Genomic DNA, 24946 nt, shown 5'->3' on the forward strand with positions numbered 1-24946 from the left:
CGCAGTGCGGTTGGCGACCCACGCCGAGGCGGTCTCGGCAGCAGAGAGCTTCGCCGACACCGTGCGTTCCGGGGCGGCCGATCGAGATCGAAGCGGCGGCGTGCCGCGTGCCGAGCTCAACGATTTCGACCGGTCCGGGCTCGCGGGGATCACGGTGCCCGTCGCCGACGGCGGCGCGGGTCTGGGGTCCCGCACGCTGGCCGAAGTCATCAGAACGATCGCCACCGCTGATCCGGCCCTGGCGCAGATCCCTCAAGGGCATTTTCTGGCGATCGACATTCTGCGCCAACTGGGCACACCCGAGCAGCGTATCCGGCTCCTGCCCACAGTGACCGAGGGCGGCCGCATCGCGCCGGTTCTGGCGGAGCGCGGCGGTACTCATGCACAAGACCTCAAGACCCGCCTGGTGCCCGACGGCCGAGGCTGGCGACTGGACGGAGTGAAGTACTACTGCACCGGCGCCATCACCTCCCGTTGGCTGGCCGCCAGCGCCGTGGATCCCGACGGCCGAACGGTGCTGGCGCTCGTCGAACGCGATAGCCCCGGGGTATCGATCGATGAGGATTGGCCCGCGATGGGCCAGCGCGCGACGGTCAGTGGCACAACGACTTTCGAAGGTGTATCGGTTGATCCGGGCTTGGTCGTGCCGTATTGGAAGGCGTTCGAAACCCCGCAATTGCTCGGTGCCCGAGCTCAGTTGGTGCACGCGGCCATCGAAGTCGGCATCGCGGAAGGAGCACTGGCCGACGCTGCGGAGTTCGTCCGCACCCGCAGTAGGCCGTTCTTCGAGGCGTACCGCAGCAGCCAGGTGTCAGTCGCGGCCGACGATCCACACACCCGGCTGCGGTTCGGCCAGCTGTCCACTCGCGCCCGAGCGGCAGTGCAGTTGCTTCGTTGGGCAGCCGATGTCCTCGATGAGCTGGGACCGATTCCCGCCGGCCCCGACACCGCCGCCCGCGGTTCTATCGCGGTGGCACAGGCCAAGGCTTTCGCCAGCGACGTGGCGGTCGAAGTCGCGAGCCAACTGTTCGCGCTGACCGGGGCCAGCGGCACGGACCGGAAATACGGGCTCGATCGACATTGGCGCAATGCCCGTACCCACAGCGTGCATGATCCGGTGGACTGGAAGTATCACCACATCGGGGCGTGGGAACTCAGCGCGGTTCGGCCGCCGAACCACGGCCAGATCTGAGACGTCGGTTTGTTCAGCCCACCGTCTCCTGCACCCGGGCGGTCACCTCGGCTAGGTCGTCGGCGGTGAAGACCGGGGCGCCGAGTTCCGGATCGGTGATCGGTAGCTGCACCCAGCTGGAACAGCCGGCGTAGTCCGGGGTGCGGGCCAGCCGGACCGGCGCCACCAGTGGATACACCTGCACCACCAAAGCGGTCAGCCGGTGTTTGGGCCGGAAGTCCACCCGGTCGGCGCGCACCGATTCAGCGGTCCAGATGTGCAGGTCGGCGATGTCTTCGAGCGCATCGGGTCGCTCGATCGGCAGCGTGGCGACCACCTTTGCGGCGGCGCGGACGATCACCAGGTCTTGCGTGGAGTCGGCGGCCGCCGGTGCCAGCAGGTCACGGTGTTCGGGGCGTACCCGCTCGGCGTGACTGTGCGCCGTAGTCGGAAACAGCAGGAACTGCTCGGCCGCCACCTCGAAGCGCTTCTCGTGAATGCCACCTTTGCGCAGCAGGATTCGTTGCCGCCCGGCCAGCAGCGCGGCGACGGCGGCGCTCCATTCCTTCAAGGCCTGCATCCCCGCCAGCGTAGCCGGGGCTACGGTGAACCGGTGAGCGACGACATCCTGCTGATCGAGACCCAAGACCGCGTCCGCACCCTGACCCTCAACCGCCCGCAGGCCCGCAATGCGCTGTCGACGGCTCTACGCGATGCGATCTTCACCGCACTGGCCGACGCCGACGCCGACGACGCGGTGGACGTCATCATCCTGACCGGCGCCGACCCGGTGTTCTGCGCCGGCGTGGACCTCAAGGAACTCAGCGATTCCACCGCACCACTGGATTTCGCACCGCCCTTTCCGGAGCTGACCAAACCGGTGATCGGCGCGATCAACGGTGCGACGGTGACGGGCGGCCTGGAATTGGCGTTGTACTGCGACATTCTGATCGCCTCCGATCAGGCCCGATTCGCCGACACGCACGCCCGGGTCGGCATTCTGCCCGGCTGGGGACTGAGCGTGCGGTTGCCGCAACGCGTCGGGGTGGGCCTGGCGCGCCGGATGAGCCTCACCGGCGACTATCTGTCGGCGGCCGATGCGCTGCGGGCCGGCCTGGTCACCGAGGTGGTGCCGCACGCCGAACTGCTGCCCACCGCGCAGCGGGTGGCCGCCTCGATCGTCGGCAACAACCAGGACGCGGTGCGTGCCCTGCTGGATTCCTATCACCGCATCGACGAGTCGCAGACCGCTACCGGACTGTGGATGGAGACGGCGACTGCCCGGCAGTGGCTGCGCCGCACCGGTGGCGGCGACGTCGCGGCCAACCGGGATGCCGTGATGGAACGCGGGCGCGCCCAGGTGCACTAGCGTCGCCGAAGTCCAGGGATTTCCCTGTATCCCGCCTGGACGTGAACCCCTAGCATCTACCGGTAGACACACGGCGGGTCCCCAGCGCTTTTACAGGCAACGAATACCTGTTCATCACCTGGTGGCGGGCGCGAATCCTGGGAGGTCGATGGCCATGGCGGAGTCGGGTGTGGGGAGCACGCATCGGCGGATGGTGGGTGCAGCCGCCGCGGTGGGGGTGGCCGTGGCGTTAGGGATGTCTGCGGTATCGCTGCCGCCCGTGGCGCGGGCTGACGTGCTCGACGACCTAGTTGAGCCGTTGATGGAGATGCTGAGCGGCGATGGGTTCGGCCTCGACGCGGAAACTAACCCGGTCGACCCGGCAGATCTGGGCTTCGGTGACAGTGATCTGTCGGCGTGGTGGACGCAGCTCGTCGGCCTGAACGACCCAATTCCCGGATTGTCGGCCTCGAGTAGTCCGCTGCTGGACTTGCTCAATTGGCCATCGGTGCTGTTGTTCGGCCGGACACTGATCGGTGACGGAGTCGACGAGTTCACCGATTCGAACACCTCGCTGTTCGGCTGGTTGCCGGATATCGGCAACCTGGGTGATGGCGGCTTCCTGTTCGGCAACGGCGGTGCAGGTGCGGCCGGCACGGCCGAGCATGTTGACGGCTACGCCGGCGGGATGGCCGGGATGTGGGGTTCGGGCGGCACCGGTGGTATGGGCTTCGAGGGTGGCGCCGGTGGCGCCGGTGGCGCTGGTGGTTGGCTATACGGCGACGGTGGCGACGGCGGTACGGGAGGTGCCGGCGCTGACGGAGGTGACGGCGGAGCCGCGATCGCGATGTTCGGTACCGGCGGTGCCGGCGGTACCGGCGGTGCGGGGCTCACCGGAACCTACGGGGCTGATGAGCTCGGCGCAGGTGGTGGTGGTGTGGCAGGCAGCACCGGTGGCACCGGCGGCAATGGGGGCGCCGGCGGTGCGGGTGGCTGGTTGTTCGGCACCGGTGGGGCCGGCGGGGATGGCGGTATCGGCGGCACCGGCGGTGCCGGGGGTGACGGCGCGGCTGGGGCGGCCGGCGTGGCCGGCGCCGACAATGGTGCCGGCGGCCAGGGCGGTAACGGTGGCGATGGCGGCAAAGGTGGAGGCGGCGGTGCCGGCGGCGCCGGCGGCCGGAGCTCCCTGTTCGGTACCGCCGGGGCCAAGGGGGTCGGCGGCCAAGGCGGTGGTGGCGGCGACGCCGGCGCTGGCGGCGCGGGAGGGAACGGCGCTCAGGGAACCATCCTCGACCCCGATGGCGGTGATGGCGGCAACGGCGGCAACGCGGGTAATGCCGGACTGGCCGGAACGCCCGGCGCCGGCGGTCAGGCTGGCCACGACGGCGTCGGTGCCGCGGCGGGCTACGGCGGCAACGGGGGTAACGGTTTAGCCGGTAGTGGTACCGCAGGCGGCAACGGCGGCAACGGCGGCAACGGCGGCAACGCGGGCACCGGCGCACTCCCCGGCACCAACGCCCAAGGGGCCGGTGGCAAAGCGGGCATCGGCGGGGACGGCGGCGCCAGTGACACCTTGGCCGGGACCGGGGGGCGCGGCGGAGACGGGGGTATGGGAGCTGCCGCGACCACCCTCCTGTCCGCTGGGGCCAGCAGCGCAGGCGGCAACGGGGGCAACGGGGGTGCGGGCGACGGTGTCGACGGAGGCGCCGGCGGAGCCGGCGGCAGCGGCGGAGCAGGAATCGGTGCCGGCACCGGTGGAGCGGGCGGTGTCGGTGGGAACGGCGGAGACTCCACCGCCGCCGAAGGTGTCACCGGACTCGTGACACTTCACGGTGGCGACGGGGGCGCCGGCGGTACTGGCGGGGACAGCGTCAGCGGCAACGGTGGTACCGGGGGTGGGGGTGGCAACGGCGGGCTCACCGTTTACACCCCGCCCGGCGTAGGTCAGCCCGTCACGGGGATCGTGTTGCCTGTTGGTGGTACCGGCGGCGGCGGCGGGGCCGGCGGCAACAGTGTCAGCGGAAACGGCGGCACCGGTGGAGCCGGTGGTGCGGGTGGCACCGGCAATGTTGTCGGTCCCGACGGCAACTTCGTGTTCGGTGGCAACGGCGGTGGCGGCGGTGCCGGCGGGAACAGTGTCAGCGGAAACGGCGGTGCCGGGGGGACCGCCGCCGACGGCACCTTGGGCAACCTTGGCGGCAACGGCGGCAACGGCGGCGCCGGCGGCAACAGTGTCAGCGGAAACGGTGGAGTTGCGGGCCGAGCGGGCAACGGCGCCGACGGTGGCAGCGACGGCAGCGGCGGCAACGGCGGCGCGGGAGGCGCCGGAGGCGGTAGCCAGAGTGGGATCACGGCTGCCGGCGCCGCCGGCGGCCGGGGCGGTGACGGCTACTCCGGTGGGAACGGTGGTGCTGGCGGCGCAGGCGGGCACAGCGGGGGCGCCGCTGACGGTGGTGCCGGTGGCGCCGGCGGGGAGGGTGGCGCTGTCGCCGACCCCGATGGGCGCGGGACCGGCGGTAGCGGCGGTGCGGGTGGCGCCGGCGGGGACAGTGTCAGCGGAAACGGCGGGGCTGGCGGGGCTGGCGCCGACGGTGCGCCAGGCGGCACCAGCACTCAACGATTCGGTGGTGTCGGCGGCGCCGGCGGAGCGGGAGGTGCGGGCGGAAACAGCGTCAGCGGAAACGGCGGCGCTGCGGGGGTGGCCGGTCATGGTGCTTACGGCGGCTACGGAGGCGGCGATGGTGGCGCCGGCGGAGCCGGCGGCAGCAGCCAGAGTGGCACCGCCGCCAACGGTGCTGACGGCGGCGCCGGCGGCGGCCACGGCGGCGGCGATTCCGGCTCCCGCGGTGGGAGTGGCGGCGCAGGCGGTGCCGGCGGGAACAGCGCAGGTTCCGCCGATGGTGGCGCCGGTGGCAGCGGTGGGTCTGGTGGCGGCAGCAGCGCCCCCCCGGAGAGTTGCCTCCTCCAACGCTGCGGGGAAAGCGGCACCGGTGGGGCGGGCGGCTCCGGGGGCAGTTCGGTCAGCGGAAACGGCGGCGCGGGGGGTAACGGCGGGGAGGGCGGCACCGGCGGCGAGGGCGGCGCGGGCGGCGCGGGCGGTAACGGCGGCAACACTGTCAGCGGAAACGGCGGCGCCGGCGGCGACGGCGGCAACGGCGGCAACGAAGGCGACACCCTCACCAACGGCCGCACGGGCGGCGACGGCGGCAACGGCGGCAACAGCGCCAGCGGCAACGGCGGCAACGGCGGCAACGGCGGCAACGGCGGCAACGGCAACGCCGGCGGCGCGGGCGGCGCGGGCGGTGACGGCGGCAACAGCGCCAGCGGCAATGGCGGCGACGGCGGCGACGGCGGCGACGGCGGCAACGCCTCGCATGGTCTTAGGCAGGGCGGCCTGGGCGGCAACGGCGGTGACGCCGGTGACAGTTCCAGCGGAACCGGCGGCACCGGGGGGATCGGCGGCGCCGGTGGCGACGGCGTAAGCGAGGGGGCAAGCGGTGGGACCTCCGGTGCCGGCGGGGCATCCCTTGACGCCGGACACCCGGGCGGCCCAGGGGTTCCCGGCGGTCCCCCGAACGGCGGCCAGGGAGGTGCCGGAGGCAGCCCGGGCGGGGCAGGCGGTATCCCGTAGCCGCACTGCCCTGCCGATCCATGACGCCGCGGCGATGAGGCCGCGTTTACGGTGACACGGTGATCTACCCGCCCTATCCCCCGTATCCCTACGGCAACCATGCGGCGCCGCACCGTCGGCCGACCTGGGATGTGATCGCCTCGATCCTGCTCGCGACGTCTCTGATCGTGGTGTGTGGGCTGGCCTTGATCCTGTCGATGTACGCCGGGATGATCACCGACGAGTGCTCCGTAGCCCGGCGCTGCAGCGAAAGCCTGATCAACGCGTCCTACCTGGCGACCTGGGGCGGTATCGGGGCGGCGGTGCTCATCACCCTGGCGGGTATGGGCGTCAGCGCGCACAACCGGAGCATCATGCTCATCTGGCCGGCGCTGGGCTGGGCGATCTTCGTCATTACCTTCGCCACGGGTGGTCTGCTGTTGAACGCCGGGGGCGACGGCTGATCTACGGCCGCCCGGTGCGCACCCAACGCCCGGAAAGCGTCCGCCACCCGACGAACAGCAGACGCAACGCGATGAACGTGCTCAGCCCCGACCAGACGCCTGCCAATCCCCAATCCAGCACCAGAGATAGCCAGGTCAGCGGCAGGAATCCAGCCAGGGCGCTGACCACGGTGGCGGTACGCATGAAGGCGGCGTCACCGGCACCCAGCAAGACCCCGTCGAGGGCGAAAACGATTCCGGCGATGGGCAATTGGGCCACCAAGAACCACCACGGCACCGGGATCGCAGCCAGCACCGCCTCGTCACCGGTGAAAAGTCCCGGCAAGATGTTCGAGGCAGCGGCCAATAACGCTGCCAACACCGCCGCAGCGACCGCCGAAAAGACAACTACCCGGATTGCCACCGTCTTCGCCTGACCGGTGTCGCCGCGGCCAAGCGCGGCACCGACCAGCGCCTGAGCAGCAATCGCCAGCGAATCCAGCACCAGCGCCAGAAACACCCACAGCTGCAGCACTATCTGATGAGCACCCAACGCGGCAGGCCCGAATCGCGCTGCGACCGCGGCCGCCGAGACGAAACATACTTGAAAGGCCAGCGACCGCACCACGAGGTCGCGCCCCATCGTCAGCTGCCGTCGCAGCATCCCGGCATCGAACCGCAACGACACCCGCTCGGAGCCGAGCGCACGCAGGAACAACAGCGCCGAAAGCCATTGTCCGGCACAGTTGGCCACCGCCGACCCGGCCAGTCCCCACTGCGGCATGCCCCACGCGCCGAAGACCAACAGCGGACACGACACTGCCGAAAGTGCGAAGCCCGCGACGACATAGCGTGGCGGGCGGGCTGTGTCTTGCACGCCCCGCAGCCACCCGTTACCGGCCAGCGAAACCAGGATCGCCGGTGCACCCAGCACCGCGATCCGCAGCCACGGGATCGCAGCCTGTGCAATGGCGTCTTCCCCGGCCACAGCCGAGACCAGTGGCACCGCGGCAACCTGTACCAGGGTCACAACCAGCAAACCCAGCAACAGCGCCAGCCAGGTCGCCTGCACTCCCTCGGCGATCGCCGACCGACGGTCGCCGGCACCGAAGTGCCGCGCGGAGCGGGCCGTAGTGCCGTAAGACAGGAAGGTGGCCTGGGACCCCACCAGGCCCAGGATCAACCCGCCGATCGCCAGACCCGCCAAGCCCAGGGCACCGAGTCGGCCGACAACGGCGGTGTCGAACAATAGATACAGCGGTTCGGCGGCGAGCACCACCAGCGCCGGTAGCGCCAGCGCCACGATCCGGCGACTGTCGGCAGAAGGCTTGTCAGTCATCGATTCTCAACTCGCGAGAGTGCGCAGAATGCCGATTTTCGGCGGTGTTTCGCGCACAAACACGCACGCTCGCGCCCGAGGGGGAACTCGTGCGGCGGAAAACCGGCATCAGCTGAGAGCGGTGACCAGGGCGGCAATCGCCTCGGAGGCCGTACCGGTGAAGGAATATCCCGCGGCCAGCCGGTGTCCCCCACCGCCGAATCGGCACGCCACCGCCGACAGGTCCACCGCGGACTTGGCGCGCATCGACACCGACCAGGAGCCCGGGTCGGTCTCCTTGAACACCGCGGCCACCTCCGCCTCCCCGGTGGTTCGGACGATGTCGACGATGCTCTCCACCTCGTCGGGCCGCGCCGCGGTCCACTCGGCGTGGTCGACCACCGCATAGACCAGGCCGCGTCCGCCTGCCGCCTCGGGCACCAGCCGGGCCTGCGCCAACACCCGCGACAGCATCGTCAGCCAGTCGTACGGGTGGGTGTCCATCACCGTTCTCGAGACCGCGGCGTTGTCCACACCGGCATCCACCAACCGGGCCGCCAGCCGATGGGCCCGGGCAGTGGCCCACCGGAAGGAGCCGGTATCGGTGGCCAGCCCGGCGTACAGGCAGTGCGCCACGTCTCGATCGATCGGTTCACCCCAGGCGTCGATCAGCTCGGCGACCAGCATCGTCGTCGAATCCGCGGTCGGGTCGACGAAATTGGCGGTGCCGAACATCCGGCTCGACGCATGGTGGTCGATCACCAGTAGCTGAGCGGCGGCCGACGCGAAGTCCTGCAACTCCCCCAACCGATCCGCACTGGAGGCGTCGACGCTGACCACCAGGTCGACGTCGCGGCGCAGCACGTCGGGGGCGACCAGCAACTCGGTGCCCGGTAGTGACTGCAACGACTCCGGCAGCGTGGCGGGACGGGCGAAACAGACCTCGACCGCCTTGCCGCGCCGTCGCGCCACCGCAGCCAACGCCAGGCCCGCTCCGATGGTGTCGGCGTCGGGGTGCACGTGACAGATCACCGCCAGCGTGCTCGCGCCCGCCAGCAGATCCACGGCGCCGGCGGCGTCCACCCGCCGGCCCTCGGGCAGCGGGTCAGTCGCCCGTGTGCGCACCGTCACCGCTGTCATCGGCAGGCTCCGCTCCCGGCGCCTCCCGATACGGATTGGGATCACCGACGGGCTGCTTGCCCTCCCGGATTCGGGCCAGGTCGGCGTCGGCCGCCTGCGCGGCGGCCAGCAACTCTTCCATCCGGTGCGCGGCGTCGGGCACGGTGTCGCGGACGAAGGTCAGGGTCGGGGTGAACCGCACCCCGGTACCCGCGCCCACCTTCGATCGCAGCACCCCCTTGGCCCCCTCCAGGGCCGCGGCGGCACCGCCGTAGTCGGGATCGTCGTCCAGCGAGCGACCCAGCACCGTGTAGTACAGGGTGGCGTCGTGCAGGTCTGCGGTCACCTTCGCATCGGTGATCGTCACGCCGGCCAACCGCGGATCCTTGATCTCATACTCGATCGCCGAGGCGACGATCGTGGAGATCCGCTTGGCCAGCCGGCGTGCCCGTGCCGGATCAGCCATCGCTACGTCCGCGCCTTCTCGACGAGTTCGTAGGCCTGGATGACGTCGCCTTCCTTGATGTCGTTGTAGGTCAGCGTCAGACCACACTCGTAGCCTTCGCGGACCTCGGTGACATCGTCCTTCTCCCGGCGCAGCGAGGCGATCGAGACCGTCTCGGCGACCACCACGTTGTCACGCAGCAGCCGTGCCTTGGCGTTGCGGCGCATGATGCCGGACGTGACGAGGCAACCCGCGATGTTGCCGACCTTCGAGGACCGGAACATGGCCCGGATCTCGGCGCGGCCGAGCTCCTTCTCCTCGTAGATGGGCTTGAGCATGCCCTTGAGCGCGCTCTCGATCTCCTCGATGGCCTGGTAGATCACCGAGTAGTAGCGGATCTCCACGCCTTCGCGGTTGGCCAGTTCGGTGGCCTTGCCCTCGGCGCGCACGTTGAAGCCGATGATGATCGCGTCCGACGCCGACGCCAGGTTGACGTTGGTCTCGGTGATGCCACCGACACCGCGGTCGATCACCCGCAACGCCACCTCGTCGTCGATCTGGATGCCCATCAGGGCCTCTTCCAGCGCCTCGACGGTACCGGCGTTGTCGCCCTTGAGGATCAGGTTCAGCTGGCTGGTTTCCTTCAGCGCCGAGTCCAGGTCCTCCAGCGAGATCCGCTTGCGCGAGCGCGCCGCCAGGGCGTTGCGCTTGCGGGCGTTGCGCTTGTCGGCGATCTGGCGGGCGATCCGGTCCTCGTCGACCACCAGCAGGTTGTCGCCGGCGCCGGGCACCGAGGTGAAGCCGATGACCTGCACGGGCCGCGACGGCAACGCCTCTTCGACGTCCTCGCCGTGCTCGTCGACCATGCGGCGCACCCGGCCGTAGGCGTCGCCGGCCACGATCGAGTCGCCGACCCGCAGCGTGCCGCGCTGGATCAGCACGGTGGCCACCGGGCCGCGACCGCGGTCCAGGTGCGCTTCGATCGCCACACCCTGGGCCTCCATGTCGGGGTTGGCCCGCAGGTCCAGTGCCGCGTCGGCGGTCAGCAGCACCGCCTCCTCGAGGGCCGCGATGTTGGTGCCCTGCTTGGCGGAGATGTCGACGAACATGGTGTCGCCACCGAAGTCCTCGGCCACCAGACCGTATTCGGTGAGCTGGCCGCGGATCTTGGCCGGGTCGGCACCTTCCTTGTCGATCTTGTTGACCGCCACCACGATCGGGACGTCGGCGGCCTGGGCGTGGTTGATCGCCTCGACCGTCTGCGGCATCACGCCGTCGTCGGCGGCCACCACCAGGATCGCGATGTCGGTGGCCTTGGCACCACGGGCACGCATGGCGGTGAACGCCTCGTGACCCGGGGTGTCGATGAAGGTGATCAGCCGCTCGGAGCCCTCGAAGTCCACACCCACCTGGTAGGCACCGATGTGCTGGGTGATGCCGCCGGCTTCGCCCTCGCGGACGTTGGCCTTGCGGATCGAGTCCAGCAACCGGGTCTTGCCGTGGTCGACGTGACCCATCACGGTCACCACCGGCGGGCGACTCTGCAGGTCTTCTTCGCCGCCCTCGTCCTCGCCGTAGGTCAGGTCGAAGGACTCCAGCAGCTCGCGGTCCTCGTCCTCCGGCGAGACGACCTGCACCACGAAGTTCATCTCGCTGCCCAGCAGCTCCAGCGTCTCGTCGCCGACGGACTGGGTGGCGGTGACCATCTCACCGAGGTTGAACAGTGCCTGCACCAGCGAGGCCGGGTTGGCGTTGATCTTGTCGGCGAAGTCGCTCAGCGATGCGCCGCGCGCCAGCCGGATGGTCTCACCGTTGCCGTGCGGCAACCGCACACCGCCGACGACCGGCGCCTGCATGTTCTCGTACTCGGCGCGTTTCGCCCGCTTCGACTTGCGCCCCCGCTTGGGTGCACCGCCGGGACGGCCGAACGCACCGGCCGCACCGCCGCGCTGGCCGGGACGACCACCACCGCCACCGCCGGGGCGGCCGCGGAAACCGCCGGCACCGGCGCCTGCACCGGCGGGACCACCGGCGCCACCGGGGCCGCCCGCACCGCCACCACGGTAGTTACCGCCGGGACCACCCGGGCGCCCGGCGGGTGCACCGGGACGGCCGGGACCGCCGGGCCGCGGCGCGCCGGGGCGCGGCGGGCGACCCTGGGCGCCGAAGTTGCTGCTGCGTCCGGGCATGTTGCCCGGTGTGGCGCCACCGCCGGGGCGGGGCGGCATGCCGGGCCGGGGCGCGCCCGGCCGGGGCGCCTGCGGGTGCGGGCGCGGAATGGCGCGCTCTGCGGGCTGCGCCGAGGAGAACGGGTTGTTGCCCACCCGCGGGGTGCGCGCACCGGGCTTGGGGCCCGGTGTGGCCGGCCGCGGGCCGGGTGCCGGCGGAGCGGCCGGGGACGGTGCTGCCGGGGCGGGTGCGGCCGGGGCCGCCGGAGCGGGCGTCTGGGCCGCCGGGGCGGCCGGCTTCGCCGCGGGAGGCGGTCCGGGCTTGACGGCGTCGCCCGCCGCCGGGGCCGGTGCGGGCTTGGCCGGAGCTGCCGGCGCGGGCGCGGCCGGCGCCGCCGGAGTCGGGGCCGGTCCCGGGGTGGGGGCGGTCTTAGCGGGAGCCGGGGCCGCGGGGGCTTCGGCCTTGGCGGCGGGCTTGCCGCCGCCGAAGGACTCACGCAGCCGTCGCGCGACGGGCGCTTCCACGGTCGAGGACGCCGATTTGACGAATTCGCCCTGCTCGCTCAGGCGGGCGAGGACTTCCTTACTGGTGACACCGAGTTCCTTAGCCAACTCGTGTACGCGGGCCTTTGCCACTACTTCTCCTGTCTAAGAGGCGACAGCGGTGGTGGGCCGCGCCTCGGGTTTAGCTATGACGCATGGTCATCGGGACTTCACGGTGTGCTCATGTTCTTCGCTACCTGTTCTGTTTCCCGGGGCGGCGAGCCGATCTTCGAGGGCTTCGAAGTGCTCGTCGACCCCGGATACATCCGGGGAACCGCTGATCCGCAACGCACGTGCGATTGCTCGCCGTCGCGTCGCCGCGTGCAGGCACTCCGCTACGGGATGCAACCACGCACCCCGCCCCGGTAGATTGCCCGCCCGGTCAACGATCACGGCTCCGTTGCCGTTCTCTGTTGACACCGCGACCACCCGAAGCAATTCGACGGTCAACGCACGTTTCCGGCATCCGACACACGTGCGCACCGGTCCCTGTGGGGAGCGGTGCGTCCGCGAGGCGGCGGTCGAAGTCTCGCGCTGGATCACGGCTCAGTCTACCCATACGACGGCGCCGACCCGAACCACCCGAAGCCCGGTTCGGTCACACACCGCTCAGGACTCGTGCGCCACACCCGTACCAGCCGGATGTTCGGCTCCGTCGGTGCCGGGCTCCGGGGTGTCGCTGCGGATGTCGATACGCCAACCGGTCAACCGGGCCGCCAGCCGGGCGTTCTGGCCTTCCTTGCCGATGGCCAGCGACAGCTGGAAATCCGGGACGACCACCCGGGCGGCCCGGGCGACCGGATCGATCACGGTCACCGACATCACCTTGGCCGGCGACAGCGCGTTGCCGACAAAACGTGCCGGATCCTCGTCGAAGTCGATGATGTCGATCTTCTCGCCGGCCAGTTCACTCATCACGTTGCGCACCCGCTGCCCCATCGGGCCGATACAGGCACCCTTGGCGTTGAGCCCGGGGACCTGCGAGGCCACCGCGATCTTGGACCGGTGACCGGCCTCGCGGGCGACGGCGACGATCTCCACCGACCCGTCGGCGATCTCGGGCACCTCCAGCGCGAACAGCTTGCGCACCAGGTTCGGGTGGGTTCGGGACAACTCGATCCGCGGCTCACGCGGGCCCCGGGTCACGCCGATCACGTAACAGCGCAGCCGGTCGCCGTGTTCGTAGGCCTCACCGGGCGCCTGCTCGGCCGGCCGGATGACGCCGTCGAAACCCTTCGCTTCCGTGCCCAGCCGCACCACCACGACACCGCGGGCGTTCTCCCGGGCGTCGCGTTGCACGACACCGGCGACGATGTCGCCCTCGCGCGCGGAGAATTCTCCGTAGGCCTTCTCGTTCTCCGCGTCACGCAGGCGTTGCAGGATCACCTGCCGAGCGGTGGTCGCCGCGATGCGCCCGAACCCTTCCGGTGTGTCGTCCCATTCGCTGATGACAGCCCCGTCGGCGTCGGTCTCGCGGGCCAACACCCGCACCATGCCGGACTTGCGGTCGACGTCGATGACCGCGTCGGCGTGGTGGCCCTCGGTGTGCCGGTAGGCGGTGAGCAACGCCGATTTGATGGTCTCCACCACCACGTCCACCGAAATGCCCTTATCGGCCTCGATCGCGTGCAGCGCGGCCATGTCGATGTTCATTGGCGCCACTCCTTATCTTCGCTGTGCTCCGCATCCCGGGCGGGTACGCCCGCCAACTCCAACTCACGTTCGCTCGGCGACGAGAACTCCACCTGGACCACCGCGCTGCTGATCTCGCTCAGCGCGAGCTGCCGGCGATTCCAGTCCCGTCCGGCACGTATCACCAGGGTCAGGACGTCGTCGGCGACGGGACCGACCCGGCCGGTCAGACCGGAACCGTCGGCCAATGTCAGATCGACTTTGCGACCGTGGGCGCGCCGGAAATGCTTCGCGGTGGTCAGTGGTCGCCCCACCCCGGGCGAGCTGACCTCGAGCACGTACTGGCCGTCGAAATCCAGACCGTCGAGCAGATCCGATGCCGCGCGCGACAAGGCGGCAGCGGTGTCCAGATCCAGTGGGATGTCTCCGTCGGCGACGACGGTGATTCGCGACAGCGGTTCCTGATCGTCGACGACCACGTCTTCGATGTCGTAACCGGCGCGGGCGAACTCAGCATCGAGCAGCTCGATCACCTGTGTCTGGGAAGGTAGCCCGGGGGCCACGGCGAGCTCCTCGTCTTGAGTTGTCCAGTCGGTGCGTTCCCGTGCGCCAGGCGCGACGGGAACCAGTCACCAACGATACGCCGTGGAAAACACCACCACAGCAAACCGGCAAAAGCGCCCGTCAGCGTACCTCGGCCAGCGCCGGGGCCGCGCCGCGTCCCCGGCACGCCCCGGGGGTCACGGGAAGTCACGTCGCAGATGGCAGGATGTCAGAGTGCCCGGCCCCCTGTCCACGATCGACCGACGGCGCGTGCTGACCGGCGTCGGGATGCTCGCGCTGCTCGCCGTCGCCGCGCCGGCCTGTGGTTCGGCTCCCACGAAGCCCCGCGTGGACGATCTGGAGGCGCAACTGCAGCTGGCCCGAAACGACAGCGAACTGGCCGCGGCGGCCGGTGCGGCGCTGCGCGACCCCGGTTCGGCGGACCTGGCCGCGGCACTGGAGCAGGTGTCGAAGGAGCGGGCCGATCATGCTCGAGCACTGGTCGAGGAGATCAGCCGCGCCACCGGGAAAGCCCGGGCCGACGACGCCGACAGCCCGGCCGCTGCGCCCGCACCGGATGCACCGGATGCACCGACCGTCGCGCAGGTGATCAACGAACTGCGTGCGGCGGCGGACAGCGCCGGGAGACTGGCGGTCGAATCGACGGGATATCGGGCCGGGCTGCTGGCCTCGATCGCCGCGGCCTGCACGGCCTCCTACGCCGTCGCCCTGGTGGCGCAGTCATGACGTCGCCCGAACCCGGGCCCGTCTCGGGTCCCGATGCCGCCCTGCTCGACGCTCTGGCTACCGAACACGGGGCCGTCTACGGCTACGGACTGGTGTCGGCGTACTCGCGGCCGGAGTTCAACGGCCTGGTGGTCACCACCATCCGCCAGCACCGTGAACGCCGGGACCGGACCATCGCTACGTTGACCGGCCGCGGTGTCCCGGTGCCGCCGGCGGCCGCCGGTTATGAACTTCCGATGCCGGTGCGCACCAACGACGACGCGCTGCGACTGGCGGTCCAGATGGAGAACGACACCGCGGTCGCCTGGCGCGCGGTGGTCGAACAGGCCGCCGACGCCGACGACCGTGAGTTCGCCGCCACCGCGCTCGGGCAGAGCGCGGTGCTGGCCGCGCACTGGAACCGCGCGCTGGGCAATTGGCCCATCACCCGGGCTTTCCCGGGCGGCCAGGACTGAGCCCGGGGCGCCTCAGCGTCCCAGCGCCGCCCGGATCTGTTCGGCCAGTTCGGGACCGACCGATAGTTCGCGGGTCTGTCCGGTGAAGCGGTCGCGCAGTTCGACGATGCCGTCGGCCCAGCCGCGACCCAGCACGACGATCCACGGCACCCCGAGCAGTTCCGCGTCCTTGAACTTCACCCCCGGCGAGGCCCGCCGGTCGTCGAAGAGCACCTCCAGGCCCAGCCGGTCCAACTCTGCGACCAGTTCGGTCGCCCCGGTGCGAGCGGCATCGTCTTTGTTGGCGACCACCACGTGCACGTCGAACGGGGCGATCTGCGACGGCCAGCGCAGCCCGAGTTCGTCGTGCTGCTGTTCGGCGATGACCGCGACCAGCCGGGACACCCCGACACCGTAGGAGCCCATGGTCAGGCGAACCGGGCGGCCGTCCTCGCCGAGGACGTCGGCGGCGAACGCGTCGGTGTATTTGCGGCCGAGTTGGAAGATGTGGGCGATCTCGATACCGCGGGCGCTGACCAGCTGCCCGGCCCCGTCCGGGGACGGGTCGCCGTCGCGGACCTCGGCGGCCTCGATGGTGCCGTCGGGGGTGAAGTCGCGTCCGGCGACCAGCCCGACGACGTGCTTGCCGGGCGCGTCGGCGCCGGTGATCCAGCTGGTTCCGTCCACCACGCGCGGGTCGACCAGGTAACGGACCCCGTTGTCCTGCAGTGCTTTAGGTCCGATGTAGCCCTTCACCAGGAAGGGGTTGGCGGCGAAGTCGGCGTCGTCGAGCAGGGTGTACTCGGCGGGGTCCAGTGCCGCACCGAGGCGCTTCTCGTCGATCTCGCGGTCACCGGGCACCCCGATGCCCAGCAGTTCCCACTCACCGTCGGGCCGGCGCACCTTGAGTAGCACGTTCTTGAGGGTGTCGGCGGCGGTCACGGTGCGGCCCAGGCCGGCGCCGTTGGCCCAGTCCACCAGGGTGGCGATGGTCGGGGTGTCGCCGGTGTCGTGCACCTGGGGCTGCGGCAGGCCCGCGATCTCCTCCGCCGGCCGGGGCTCCGGGCGGGCGGTGGTGACCGCTTCGACGTTGGCGGCGTAACCGGACTCCAGGCAGCGCACGAAGGTGTCCTCGCCGATCTCGCTCTCGGCGAGGAACTCCTCGGAGGCCGATCCGCCCATGGCCCCGGAGACCGCCGAGACGATCACGTAGCGCACCCCGAGCCGGTCGAAGATCTTCTGGTAGGCCACCCGGTGGGCGTCGTAGGCGGCGGACAGGCCGGTGTCATCGACGTCGAAGGAGTAGGAGTCCTTCATCACGAACTCCCGGCCGCGCAGGATGCCGGCCCGCGGCCGCGCTTCGTCGCGGTACTTCGTCTGGATCTGGTAGAGCACCACCGGGAAGTCCTTGTAGGAGCTGTACTCCCCCTTGACCGTCAGGGTGAACAGTTCCTCGTGGGTGGGGCCGAGCAGGTAGTCGTTGTCGCGGCGGTCCTTGAGCCGGAACAGGCCCTCGCCGTATTCGGTCCAGCGGTTGGTGGTCTCATAGGGCGCGCGCGGCAGCAGTGCCGGGAACAGGATCTCCTGGCCGCCCATGGCGTTCATCTCTTCGCGCACCACCTGCTCGATGTTGCGCAGCACCCGCAGCCCGAGCGGCAGCCAACTGTACAGGCCCGGAGCGATCGGCCGGATGTAGCCGGCCCGGATCAGCAGCTTGTGGCTGGCGACTTCGGCATCGGCGGGGTCGTCGCGCAGCGTGCGCAGGAACAGTTGAGACATCCGGGTGATCACAGCGGGAGAGCTTATCTTTAGCCGTGACCCCGCCGGCGGGGCGTCCGGGCGAAATTACAGGGCGCCGAGCGCGTCCTGGGCCTCCTGGGCGTGCGCGACCTGCTTGGCGGTGTAGCCGATCAGCAGCGAGATCGCCCCGACCAGCACCGCGACCCCGGCCACCCACAGCAGGCCGTAGGTATAGCCGGCGTCCAGCGCCGCGATCTGGCCCTCGTCCATGGTTTTGACCGGCATGTTGGTACCGCCGAGATACAGGGTGCGTGAGGTGATGACGGCCTGGATGACGGCCAGCACGATCGGGCCGCCCAGGTTCTGCAGCATCAGCGCGATCGCCGAGGTCGGGCCGATCTGGTCGAAGCCCACACCGGCGATGGCCGACAGCGTCAGCGGCACCACGATCACGCCGATCCCGAGCCCACCGAGCACGATCAGCGTGACGAAGTTCGGGAAGTAGGCCAGATGCCGGTCGATCGTGGAGCCGTAGATCATCGCGCCGAGCAACACGACACCGCCGGCGATCACCAGCACTCGCGGCGGCAGCAGCCGCACCAGTTGGGAGGACAGCCCCAGCCCGATACCCAGCCCGATCACGAACGGGATGAAGCCGACGCCCGCCCGCAGCGCCGAGTAGCCCATCAGGTCCTGCACGTACAGGCCGATGGTGACGGTGAGGGTGAACAGCACCCCGCCGGCCAGGAAGATCGCCGCGAAGGTCGCCAACCGGTTGCGGTCGCGGAACAGGCTGAACGGCACCACCGGGTTCTCGGCGCTGCGCTCCACCACGGCGAACGCCAGCAGCGCCAATACCGCGACGATGCCCGAGCCGACGGTGACCACCGAGACCCAGCCCTTCTCGGGGCCGATGGTGAACGCGAACACCGCGGCGGTGCAGCCCAGCGTCGCCAGCAGCGCGCCGGCCGCGTCGAGTTTCATCCGCTCCCGGTAGGTCTCGGTCAGCGCGGTGCGCGCCAGGTAGATCATCAGCAGGCCGATCGGCACGTTGATCGCGAACGCCAGCCGCCACGACACCTCGGTCAGGGCGCCACCGATGACCAGGCCCATCACCGATCCGACGGCGGTCATCGCGCCGAAGACCGCGGTCGCGGCGTTGCGGGCCGGTCCCTTCGGGAAGGTGGTGGCGATCAATGCCAGGGCGGTCGGCGAGGCGATCGCCGACCCGACACCCTGCAGCAGTCGGGCGATCACCAGCGTCGGCGCATCCCAGGCCACCGCACACAGCACGGATGCGATGGTGAACAGCGCGACGCCGCTGATGAAGGTGCGCTTGCGCCCGATGGTGTCCCCGAGTCGACCGCCGAGCAGCATCAAGCCGCCGAACGTCAGCACGTAGGCGCTGATCACCCAGCCGCGGCCCGCATCGGACAGGCCCAGGTCGTCCTGGATCTTGGGCAGAGCGACGATGGCGATGGTGCTGTCCATGGTGGCCAGCAACTGCATGCCACCGATGGCGATCACGGCGTAGATGAAGCGACGAGACGGAAGCCAGGCCGGCAGGTACTTGCCGATCCGGCTCATCGGATTCGCGCCGGGCCGTCTCGGGGGAACCGCCCCAGCAGCGCCTTCGGACCACTGTGCGGTCGCTCGGCCTGCATCATCGAGTGCAGTCATAACCGGCTACCCTACAGTAATATTAAGAGCTGTTTAAACTCCGAAACCCGCGACGGCCCCGATAATGACGATCGCCGGTGGTCGGATCCCTTCCGCCCGGATTTTCTCGGGCGCGTCGGCCAGGGTCGCCCGCAGCGTGTGTTGCGCGGGCGTGGTGCCGTGCTGAACCACCAGAACCGGCGTATCGCCTGGTCGGCCGCCTTTTTGCAGTACCGCACTGAACTGTTCGATGCGTTCGATCGCCATCAGCAACACGATCGTTCCGCGCATGGCGGCCAGCGCGTCCCAATTCACTAACGATTCGGGGTCATCGGGTGCGACATGCCCGCTGACCACCACGAACTCGTGGTTCACCGCCCGGTGGGTGACCGGAACACCGGCCAGCGCCGGGACCGCGATGGCACTGGTCACACCGGGGACGACCGTCACCGGGACACCGGCTTCGGCGCACGCCGCAACCTCTTCGTAGCCGCGGGCGAACACGAACGGGTCGCCGCCCTTGAGCCGGACGACGAACTTGCCGGCCTTGGCGCGATCGATCATCAGCGCGTTGATCGCGTCCTGCGCCATCGCGCGGCCGTAGGGGATCTTCGCGGCGTCGATCACTTCGACGTTCGGGGGCAGTTCGGCGAGCAGTTCCGGTGGTGCGAGCCGATCCGCCACCACCACATCCGCATGCGAGAGCATCCGCCGACCGCGCACGGTGATCAGTTCGGGGTCGCCGGGCCCGCCGCCGACCAGGGCCACCCCGCCGCGCACCACATCGGAGGTCGCCTCGACGTCCAAGGCGATGGTGCCGGATTGCAGCGCTTCCCGGATGGCCGAGCGGATCGCCGCCGAGCGATTGTGTTCGCCGCCGGCGAGCACTCCCACCGACAACCCGGAATAGCCGAAACTGGCGGGGGTGACCGCCGATCCCTCGACCGCCAGGTCTGCGCGCACGCAGAAGATCTGCCGCCGGTCAGCTTCGGCGACGACGGCGGCGTTGACCTCCGGATCGTCGGTGGCCGCGATCGCATACCAGCAGTCGGCGAGGTCGCCGTCCCGATAGGCGCGCGAGATCAGGGTGATGCCGGGCTTGCGCTCCCCCAGTGCTTCGACCGCCGGCGTCGCGCTGGGGGCGATCACCACCACCTGCGCGCCACTGTCCACCAACAGTGGGAGTCGGCGCTGCGCGACGCTTCCCGCGCCCACGACGACGACCTTGCGGCCGGCCAGCCGCAGTCCGACCAGGTATGGATTCTCAGTCACCGTCCCAATCTAGTGCGGATCGCAAGCGCGGCGAAGCCGGGCGCGGCGGGCACCATCAATCGGGCTCCAGTTGGAGCTGCCGGGTCCCCCACGCCCACACCTGTTCGAACAAAGCGGGTTCTTCGGCCAGCCGTGTCCCCAGCGACGGCACCATGTCTTCGAGGGTCGGCGACCAATCGTCGAATCGGTCGGCGAAGCAGCGCGCCAGCACCTCCAGCATCGCCGGGACGGCCGTCGACGCTCCCGGTGAGGCACCGAGCAGTCCCGCGATGCTGCCGTCGGCGGAGCTGACGATCGTGGTGTCGAAGTCCAGACGTCCGCCGCGGATCACCTGGACTCGCTGGCCCGCCCGGATCTCCCGCCACTGCTGGTCGCGGGCGTCGGGCAGGAATTCGCGCAACGCCTGGACCCGGGCCGAATGGGTACGCCGGAGTTGGCCCACCAGGTATGCGACCAGGTCGCGCTCGCCGATCCCGGCCCGCACCAGCGATGCCACGTTGTCGGCGCGGACCGACCTCGGCAGATCCGTGTTGCGTCCGTCTTTGAGGAACTTCGGCGACCAGCCGGCGAACGGCCCGAACAGCAGCGCGGCGCGGCCGTCGACGGTGCGGGTATCCAGATGCGGCGCGGTGGTGGACGGTGCACCGGGGGCGGGCGCCCCGTACACCTTGGCGCGGTGCCCGGCGACGAGGTCGGGCATATCGCAACGCAGGAAACGCCCCCCGATCGGGAAGCCGGCGAAACCGCGCACCTCGGGAACACCGGCGCGTTGCAGCAGTCCCAGCGTCGCTCCCCCGGCGCCGACGAAGACGAATTTGGCGTTGAGCCGACGGTTTTCGCCGGTTCCCCGGTCCACCAGGCGCAGCGCCCAGCTGCCGTCGGACTCGCGCGCCAGTGCTCGCACCTCGTGGCCGAACAGCACCGAGGCGCCCTGCCGCTCACAGAATCCGATCAGTCCCGTGGTCAGCGCCCCGAAATCGACGTCGGTCCCATGCGGTGCCCACTCCAGGGCGACCGGCACGTCGGGGTTGCGGCCGGCGGCCATCAACGGAAGGCGGGCGGCGAATTCGTCGAAGCCGGTGACGAACTCGGTGCCGGCGAACAGCGGATTGTCGGCCAGCGCCCGGTGGCGCCGGCGCAGGTAGTCCACGCCACGGGCGCCGTGCACGAAGCTGACGTGCGGGATCGGGTTGACGAACTCGCGGGGTCGCTCCAGCAGCCCGTGCTGTACCGCGTAGGCCCAGAACTGGCGGGTGACCTGGAACTGTTCGTTGACGCGCACCGCCTTGGCGGTATCGATCGAGCCGTCGGGACGCTCGGGTGTGTAGAACAGTTCGCACAATCCGGCGTGGCCGGTGCCGGCGTTGTTCCACGGTGCGCTGCTCTCACCGGCGGCCGCATCCAACCGCTCGACGACGGTGATCGTGGCGTCGGGTTCGAGCCGCCGCAGGATCGCACCCAGGGTGGCGCTCATGATGCCCGCACCGATCAGTGCGACATCCACCCGTTCGGACACGCTGCTCAGCGTAATGCCGCGCACCGTTTAGGCTGACACGATGGAGAGCTACGACCTGGCGATCATCGGAACGGGTTCGGGCAACAGCATTCTCGACGACCGCTACGCCGGCAAGCGGGTGGCGATCTGTGAACAGGGGACGTTCGGCGGCACCTGCCTCAACGTGGGGTGTATCCCGACCAAGATGTTCGTCTACGCCGCAGAAGTGGCCAAGACGGTGTCGCAGGCGTCCCGCTACGGAGTCGACGCCCGTATCGAGCAGGTGCGCTGGGCCGACATCGTCTCTCGGGTGTTCGGGCGGATCGATCCGATCGCCGAGGGCGGCGAACAGTACCGCCGCGGCTTGCCGGGCGTCGACGTCTACGCCGAGCACACCCGGTTCAGCGCGGTCGGCTCCGACGGCCGCTACGTGCTGCGTACCGCCGGCGGTGAGCAGTTCAGCGCCGAGCAGGTGGTGATCGCTGCGGGGTCGCGCTCCGCGGTCCCGCCGGCCATCGCCGACAGCCGGGCGCGCTACTACACCAGTGACGACATCATGCGGATCCCCGAGTTGCCGGAGCACCTGGTGATCATCGGCGGCGGTTTCATCGCCGCGGAGTTCGCGCATGTCTTCTCCGCCCTGGGCGTCCGGGTCACGGTGATCATCCGGGGCTCGGCGATGCTGCGGCACTGCGACGAGACCGTGATGGAGCGGTTCACCCGGATCGCCGCCACCACGTGGCACGTTCATTCGCACCGCAACGTGGTCGCCGCCCGCCCGGAAGGATCTGCCGGGCACGGCGTCGTCCTCGAGCTCGACGACGGCTCGACCGTGCGGGCGGATGCGATGCTGGTGGCCACCGGCCGGATACCCAACGGCGACCTGCTGGACGCCGAGGCGGTCGGGGTCGACGTCACCGCCGGGCGGGTGCGTGTCGATGAGTACCAACGGACCTCGGCACGTGGTGTTTTCGCGCTCGGCGACGTTTCGTCGTCCTACGAGCTCAAGCACGTCGCCAACCACGAGGCGCGGGTCGTGCAGCACAACCTGCTCTGCGATTGGGATGACGTCGATTCGATGCGGGCCAGCGACCATCGCTTCGTGCCGGCGGCGGTGTTCACCGACCCACCGGTGGCGTATGTGGGCTTGACCGAAACGCAGGCGCGTGCAAAGGGTCTCGACATTTCGGTGAAGATCCAGGAGTACGGCGACGTGGCCTACGGCTGGGCGATGGAGGACACCACCGGATTCGTCAAGCTGATCGCTGAGCGTGGCACCGGCCGCCTGCTCGGTGCGCACATCATGGGCCATCAGGCATCGTCGATCATCCAGCCGTTGATCCAGGCGATGAGTTTCGGTCTGAGTGCACCGGAGATGGCCCGCGGCCAGTACTGGATCCATCCGGCACTGCCCGAAGTCGTCGAGAACGCACTTCTCGGTCTGGAGTGAGAGGCATCCGATGAAGTCCACGCTGCTGTCCCGCAAAGACCTGGATTTCCTGCTGTTCGACTGGTTGCGCGTCGACGAACTGACCGGGCGTGCCCGGTTCGCCGAGCACTCCCGGGAGACGTTCGGCGGGGCACTGGACCTGTGTGAGCAACTCGCGACCCGCTACTTCGCCCCGCACAACAAGAAGAGCGACGCCAACGAGCCGACCTTCGACGGGCAGAAGGTCACCATCATCCCCGAGGTCAAGGCGGCGTTGACGGCCTGCGCGGAGGCCGAATTCATCGGCATGGGAATGGATTACGAACTCGGCGGCGCGCAGCTGCCGGCCACCGTCGCGCAGGCCGGCTTCGCCTGGCTGATGGCCGCCAACGTCGCGACCGCGGGGTACCCGATGTTGACGATGGCCAACGCCAACCTGCTGGCGAAGTTCGGCACCGACGAACAGATCGATACCTTCGTCAAACCCATGATCGCCGGGCGTTATCTCGGGACGATGTGCCTGTCGGAGACCCAGGCCGGATCATCGCTGGCCGACATCACCACCCGCGCCGAACCGCGCGACGACGGCACCTACCGGCTGTTCGGGTCCAAGATGTGGATCTCCGGTGGGGATCACGAACTCAGCGACAACATCGTTCATCTGGTGCTGGCCAAGATCCCCGGCGGGCCGGCGGGCACCAAAGGCATCTCACTGTTCATCGTGCCGAAGTATCTGGTGAATCCCGATGGCACCCCGGGCGAACGCAACGACGTGGTGCTGGCCGGGCTCAATCACAAGATGGGCTACCGCGGCATCACCAACACGGTGCTGAACTTCGGGGAGGGCGGCCACCGTCCCGGCGGCGCACCGGGCGCGATCGGGTATCTGGTCGGCACCGAGCACCGCGGCCTGAACTACATGTTCCACATGATGAACGAAGCGCGGCTGGGTGTGGGCATGGGTGCGATCGCGCTCGGCTACACCGGGTACCTCAAATCGCTGGACTATGCGCGCAGCCGCCCGCAGGGCCGGCCGGCCACCACCAAAGACCCGGCGGCACCGCAGATTCCGATCATCGAGCACGCGGACGTCAAGCGGATGCTGCTGGCGCAGAAGTCCTACGTCGAGGGTGCGCTGGCACTGGCCCTGTACTGCGCGCGGTTGGTCGATGTTCAGCACACCGCAGAATCCGACGAGGAACTCGAGCAGGCCACCGCGCTGCTGGACATCCTGACCCCGATCGCCAAGAGCTGGCCGTCGCAGTGGTGCCTGGCCGCCAACGACCTGGCGATCCAGGTGCACGGCGGCTACGGCTACACCCGCGAGTACGACGTCGAGCAGCACTACCGGGACAACCGGCTCAACCCGATCCACGAGGGCACCCACGGCATCCAGAGCCTGGATCTGTTGGGCCGCAAGGTGGTGCAGCGCGACGGAGCCAGCCTGGCGGCGCTGCACCGGGTGATGTCCGAGAGCATCGCCGCGGCGCAGCGGGCCGGCGGCGAGGCGGCGGACGCGGCCAGCCGACTCGAGGCGGTGCTCGAGCGACTGGTCGCGGTCACCGCGGGCATGTTCGCCTCCGGCGACATCGAGGCCGCGTTGGCCAACAGTGCGGTCTACCTGGAGGCGTTCGGGCATGTGGTGATCGCCTGGGTCTGGCTGGAACAACTGCTGGCCGTCGATGGGCGGGCCGGCGATTTCTTCGACGGCAAACGCGCAGCGGCCCGCTATTTCTTCCGGTACGAACTGCCCAAGACCGGCCCGCAGCTCGATCTGCTGGAGAGCTTGGACCGCACCACGATCGAGATGCGGCCGGACTGGTTCTGAAG

Annotated in this window: 20 protein-coding genes; 8 read left to right on the top strand and 12 right to left on the bottom strand. The window is 69.9% G+C overall.

The window, feature by feature from the left end; genetic code table 11:
* Positions 1-4: 4 nt before the first annotated feature.
* Entirely contained in the window at positions 5-1192 is a 1188-nt protein-coding gene (locus RCP38_RS11940; RefSeq protein WP_308477230.1) for an SfnB family sulfur acquisition oxidoreductase, read from the top strand.
* A gap of 13 nt (positions 1193-1205) precedes the next feature.
* Here the strand turns inward: RCP38_RS11940 and RCP38_RS11945 are convergent, their stop codons facing one another.
* Positions 1206-1751, bottom strand: coding sequence for a DUF1802 family protein (locus RCP38_RS11945; RefSeq protein WP_308473172.1), 546 nt, complete (start codon positions 1749-1751; stop codon positions 1206-1208).
* Positions 1752-1784: 33 nt separating this feature from the next.
* On the opposite strand from RCP38_RS11945, the gene RCP38_RS11950 reads away from it, so the two are divergent.
* The 3 genes from RCP38_RS11950 (at position 1785) to RCP38_RS11960 (ending at position 6593) form a co-directional block, all read left to right on the top strand.
* Entirely contained in the window at positions 1785-2540 is a 756-nt protein-coding gene (locus RCP38_RS11950; RefSeq protein WP_308473173.1) for an enoyl-CoA hydratase, read from the top strand.
* 169 nt (positions 2541-2709) lie between these two features.
* Positions 2710-6150 (top strand): PGRS repeat-containing protein, encoded by a 3441-nt coding sequence (locus tag RCP38_RS11955; protein WP_308473174.1) that lies wholly within the window; start codon positions 2710-2712, stop codon positions 6148-6150.
* Between the two features lie 59 nt (positions 6151-6209).
* The gene (locus RCP38_RS11960) at positions 6210-6593 is read left to right on the top strand and encodes a hypothetical protein (RefSeq protein WP_308473175.1); all 384 of its coding nucleotides are present in this window, start codon (positions 6210-6212) and stop codon (positions 6591-6593) included.
* Position 6594: 1 nt separating this feature from the next.
* On the opposite strand, the gene RCP38_RS11965 is transcribed toward RCP38_RS11960, so the two are convergent.
* The 7 genes from RCP38_RS11965 to rimP form a co-directional block, all read right to left on the bottom strand.
* The gene (locus tag RCP38_RS11965) at positions 6595-7911 is read right to left on the bottom strand and encodes an MATE family efflux transporter (protein WP_308473176.1); all 1317 of its coding nucleotides are present in this window, start codon (positions 7909-7911) and stop codon (positions 6595-6597) included.
* A 108-nt stretch (positions 7912-8019) separates the two neighbouring features.
* Positions 8020-9030 (bottom strand): DHH family phosphoesterase, encoded by a 1011-nt coding sequence (locus tag RCP38_RS11970; RefSeq protein WP_308473177.1) that lies wholly within the window; start codon positions 9028-9030, stop codon positions 8020-8022.
* Positions 8996-9475, bottom strand: coding sequence for a 30S ribosome-binding factor RbfA (gene rbfA / locus RCP38_RS11975; RefSeq protein ID WP_308473178.1), 480 nt, complete (start codon positions 9473-9475; stop codon positions 8996-8998). Before rbfA ends, RCP38_RS11970 begins: the two co-directional genes overlap by 35 nt.
* A 2-nt stretch (positions 9476-9477) precedes the next feature.
* Positions 9478-12258: a translation initiation factor IF-2 gene (gene infB, locus RCP38_RS11980; RefSeq protein ID WP_308473179.1), complete on the bottom strand. Its 2781-nt coding sequence runs from the start codon at positions 12256-12258 to the stop codon at positions 9478-9480.
* Positions 12259-12324: 66 nt separating this feature from the next.
* Positions 12325-12708 carry a YlxR family protein gene (locus RCP38_RS11985; protein WP_308473180.1) on the bottom strand — a complete coding sequence of 128 codons (384 nt, stop codon included), beginning with the start codon at positions 12706-12708 and terminating at the stop codon, positions 12325-12327.
* A gap of 66 nt (positions 12709-12774) precedes the next feature.
* A complete protein-coding gene (gene nusA, locus RCP38_RS11990; RefSeq protein WP_308473181.1) occupies positions 12775-13818 on the bottom strand; it encodes a transcription termination factor NusA in 1044 nt (347 codons plus the stop codon).
* Entirely contained in the window at positions 13815-14360 is a 546-nt protein-coding gene (gene rimP, locus RCP38_RS11995; protein ID WP_308473182.1) for a ribosome maturation factor RimP, read from the bottom strand. The genes nusA and rimP overlap by 4 nt, the downstream gene beginning before the upstream one ends.
* Positions 14361-14628: 268 nt before the next feature.
* Between rimP and RCP38_RS12000 the strand changes: the two genes are divergently transcribed.
* Positions 14629-15087, top strand: a complete 459-nt coding sequence (locus RCP38_RS12000; protein ID WP_308477232.1) for a hypothetical protein — start codon at positions 14629-14631, stop codon at positions 15085-15087.
* Positions 15084-15542 carry a ferritin-like domain-containing protein gene (locus RCP38_RS12005; RefSeq protein WP_308473183.1) on the top strand — a complete coding sequence of 153 codons (459 nt, stop codon included), beginning with the start codon at positions 15084-15086 and terminating at the stop codon, positions 15540-15542. Before RCP38_RS12000 ends, RCP38_RS12005 begins: the two co-directional genes overlap by 4 nt.
* Before the next feature lie 12 nt (positions 15543-15554).
* Here the strand turns inward: RCP38_RS12005 and RCP38_RS12010 are convergent, their stop codons facing one another.
* The 4 genes from RCP38_RS12010 to mqo all read right to left on the bottom strand — a co-directional run bounded on the left by RCP38_RS12010 (position 15555) and on the right by mqo (position 21717).
* Positions 15555-17312 (bottom strand): proline--tRNA ligase, encoded by a 1758-nt coding sequence (locus RCP38_RS12010; protein WP_308473184.1) that lies wholly within the window; start codon positions 17310-17312, stop codon positions 15555-15557.
* 54 nt (positions 17313-17366) lie between these two features.
* Positions 17367-18848: an MFS transporter gene (locus tag RCP38_RS12015; RefSeq protein WP_308477233.1), complete on the bottom strand. Its 1482-nt coding sequence runs from the start codon at positions 18846-18848 to the stop codon at positions 17367-17369.
* 126 nt (positions 18849-18974) lie between these two features.
* Entirely contained in the window at positions 18975-20192 is a 1218-nt protein-coding gene (gene cobA / locus RCP38_RS12020; RefSeq protein WP_308473185.1) for a uroporphyrinogen-III C-methyltransferase, read from the bottom strand.
* Between the two features lie 55 nt (positions 20193-20247).
* Positions 20248-21717, bottom strand: coding sequence for a malate dehydrogenase (quinone) (gene mqo, locus RCP38_RS12025; protein WP_308477234.1), 1470 nt, complete (start codon positions 21715-21717; stop codon positions 20248-20250).
* A gap of 31 nt (positions 21718-21748) precedes the next feature.
* Between mqo and mtr the strand changes: the two genes are divergently transcribed.
* Entirely contained in the window at positions 21749-23137 is a 1389-nt protein-coding gene (gene mtr / locus RCP38_RS12030) for a mycothione reductase (protein WP_308473186.1), read from the top strand.
* Between the two features lie 10 nt (positions 23138-23147).
* On the top strand, positions 23148-24944 hold the full coding sequence (locus tag RCP38_RS12035) for an acyl-CoA dehydrogenase (RefSeq protein WP_308473187.1): 1797 nt from the start codon (positions 23148-23150) through the stop codon (positions 24942-24944).
* Positions 24945-24946: the final 2 nt, after the last annotated feature.

The sequence above is a fragment of the Mycolicibacter sp. MU0083 genome, assembly GCF_963378075.1.
GTDB lineage: Bacteria > Actinomycetota > Actinomycetes > Mycobacteriales > Mycobacteriaceae > Mycobacterium > Mycobacterium kokjensenii.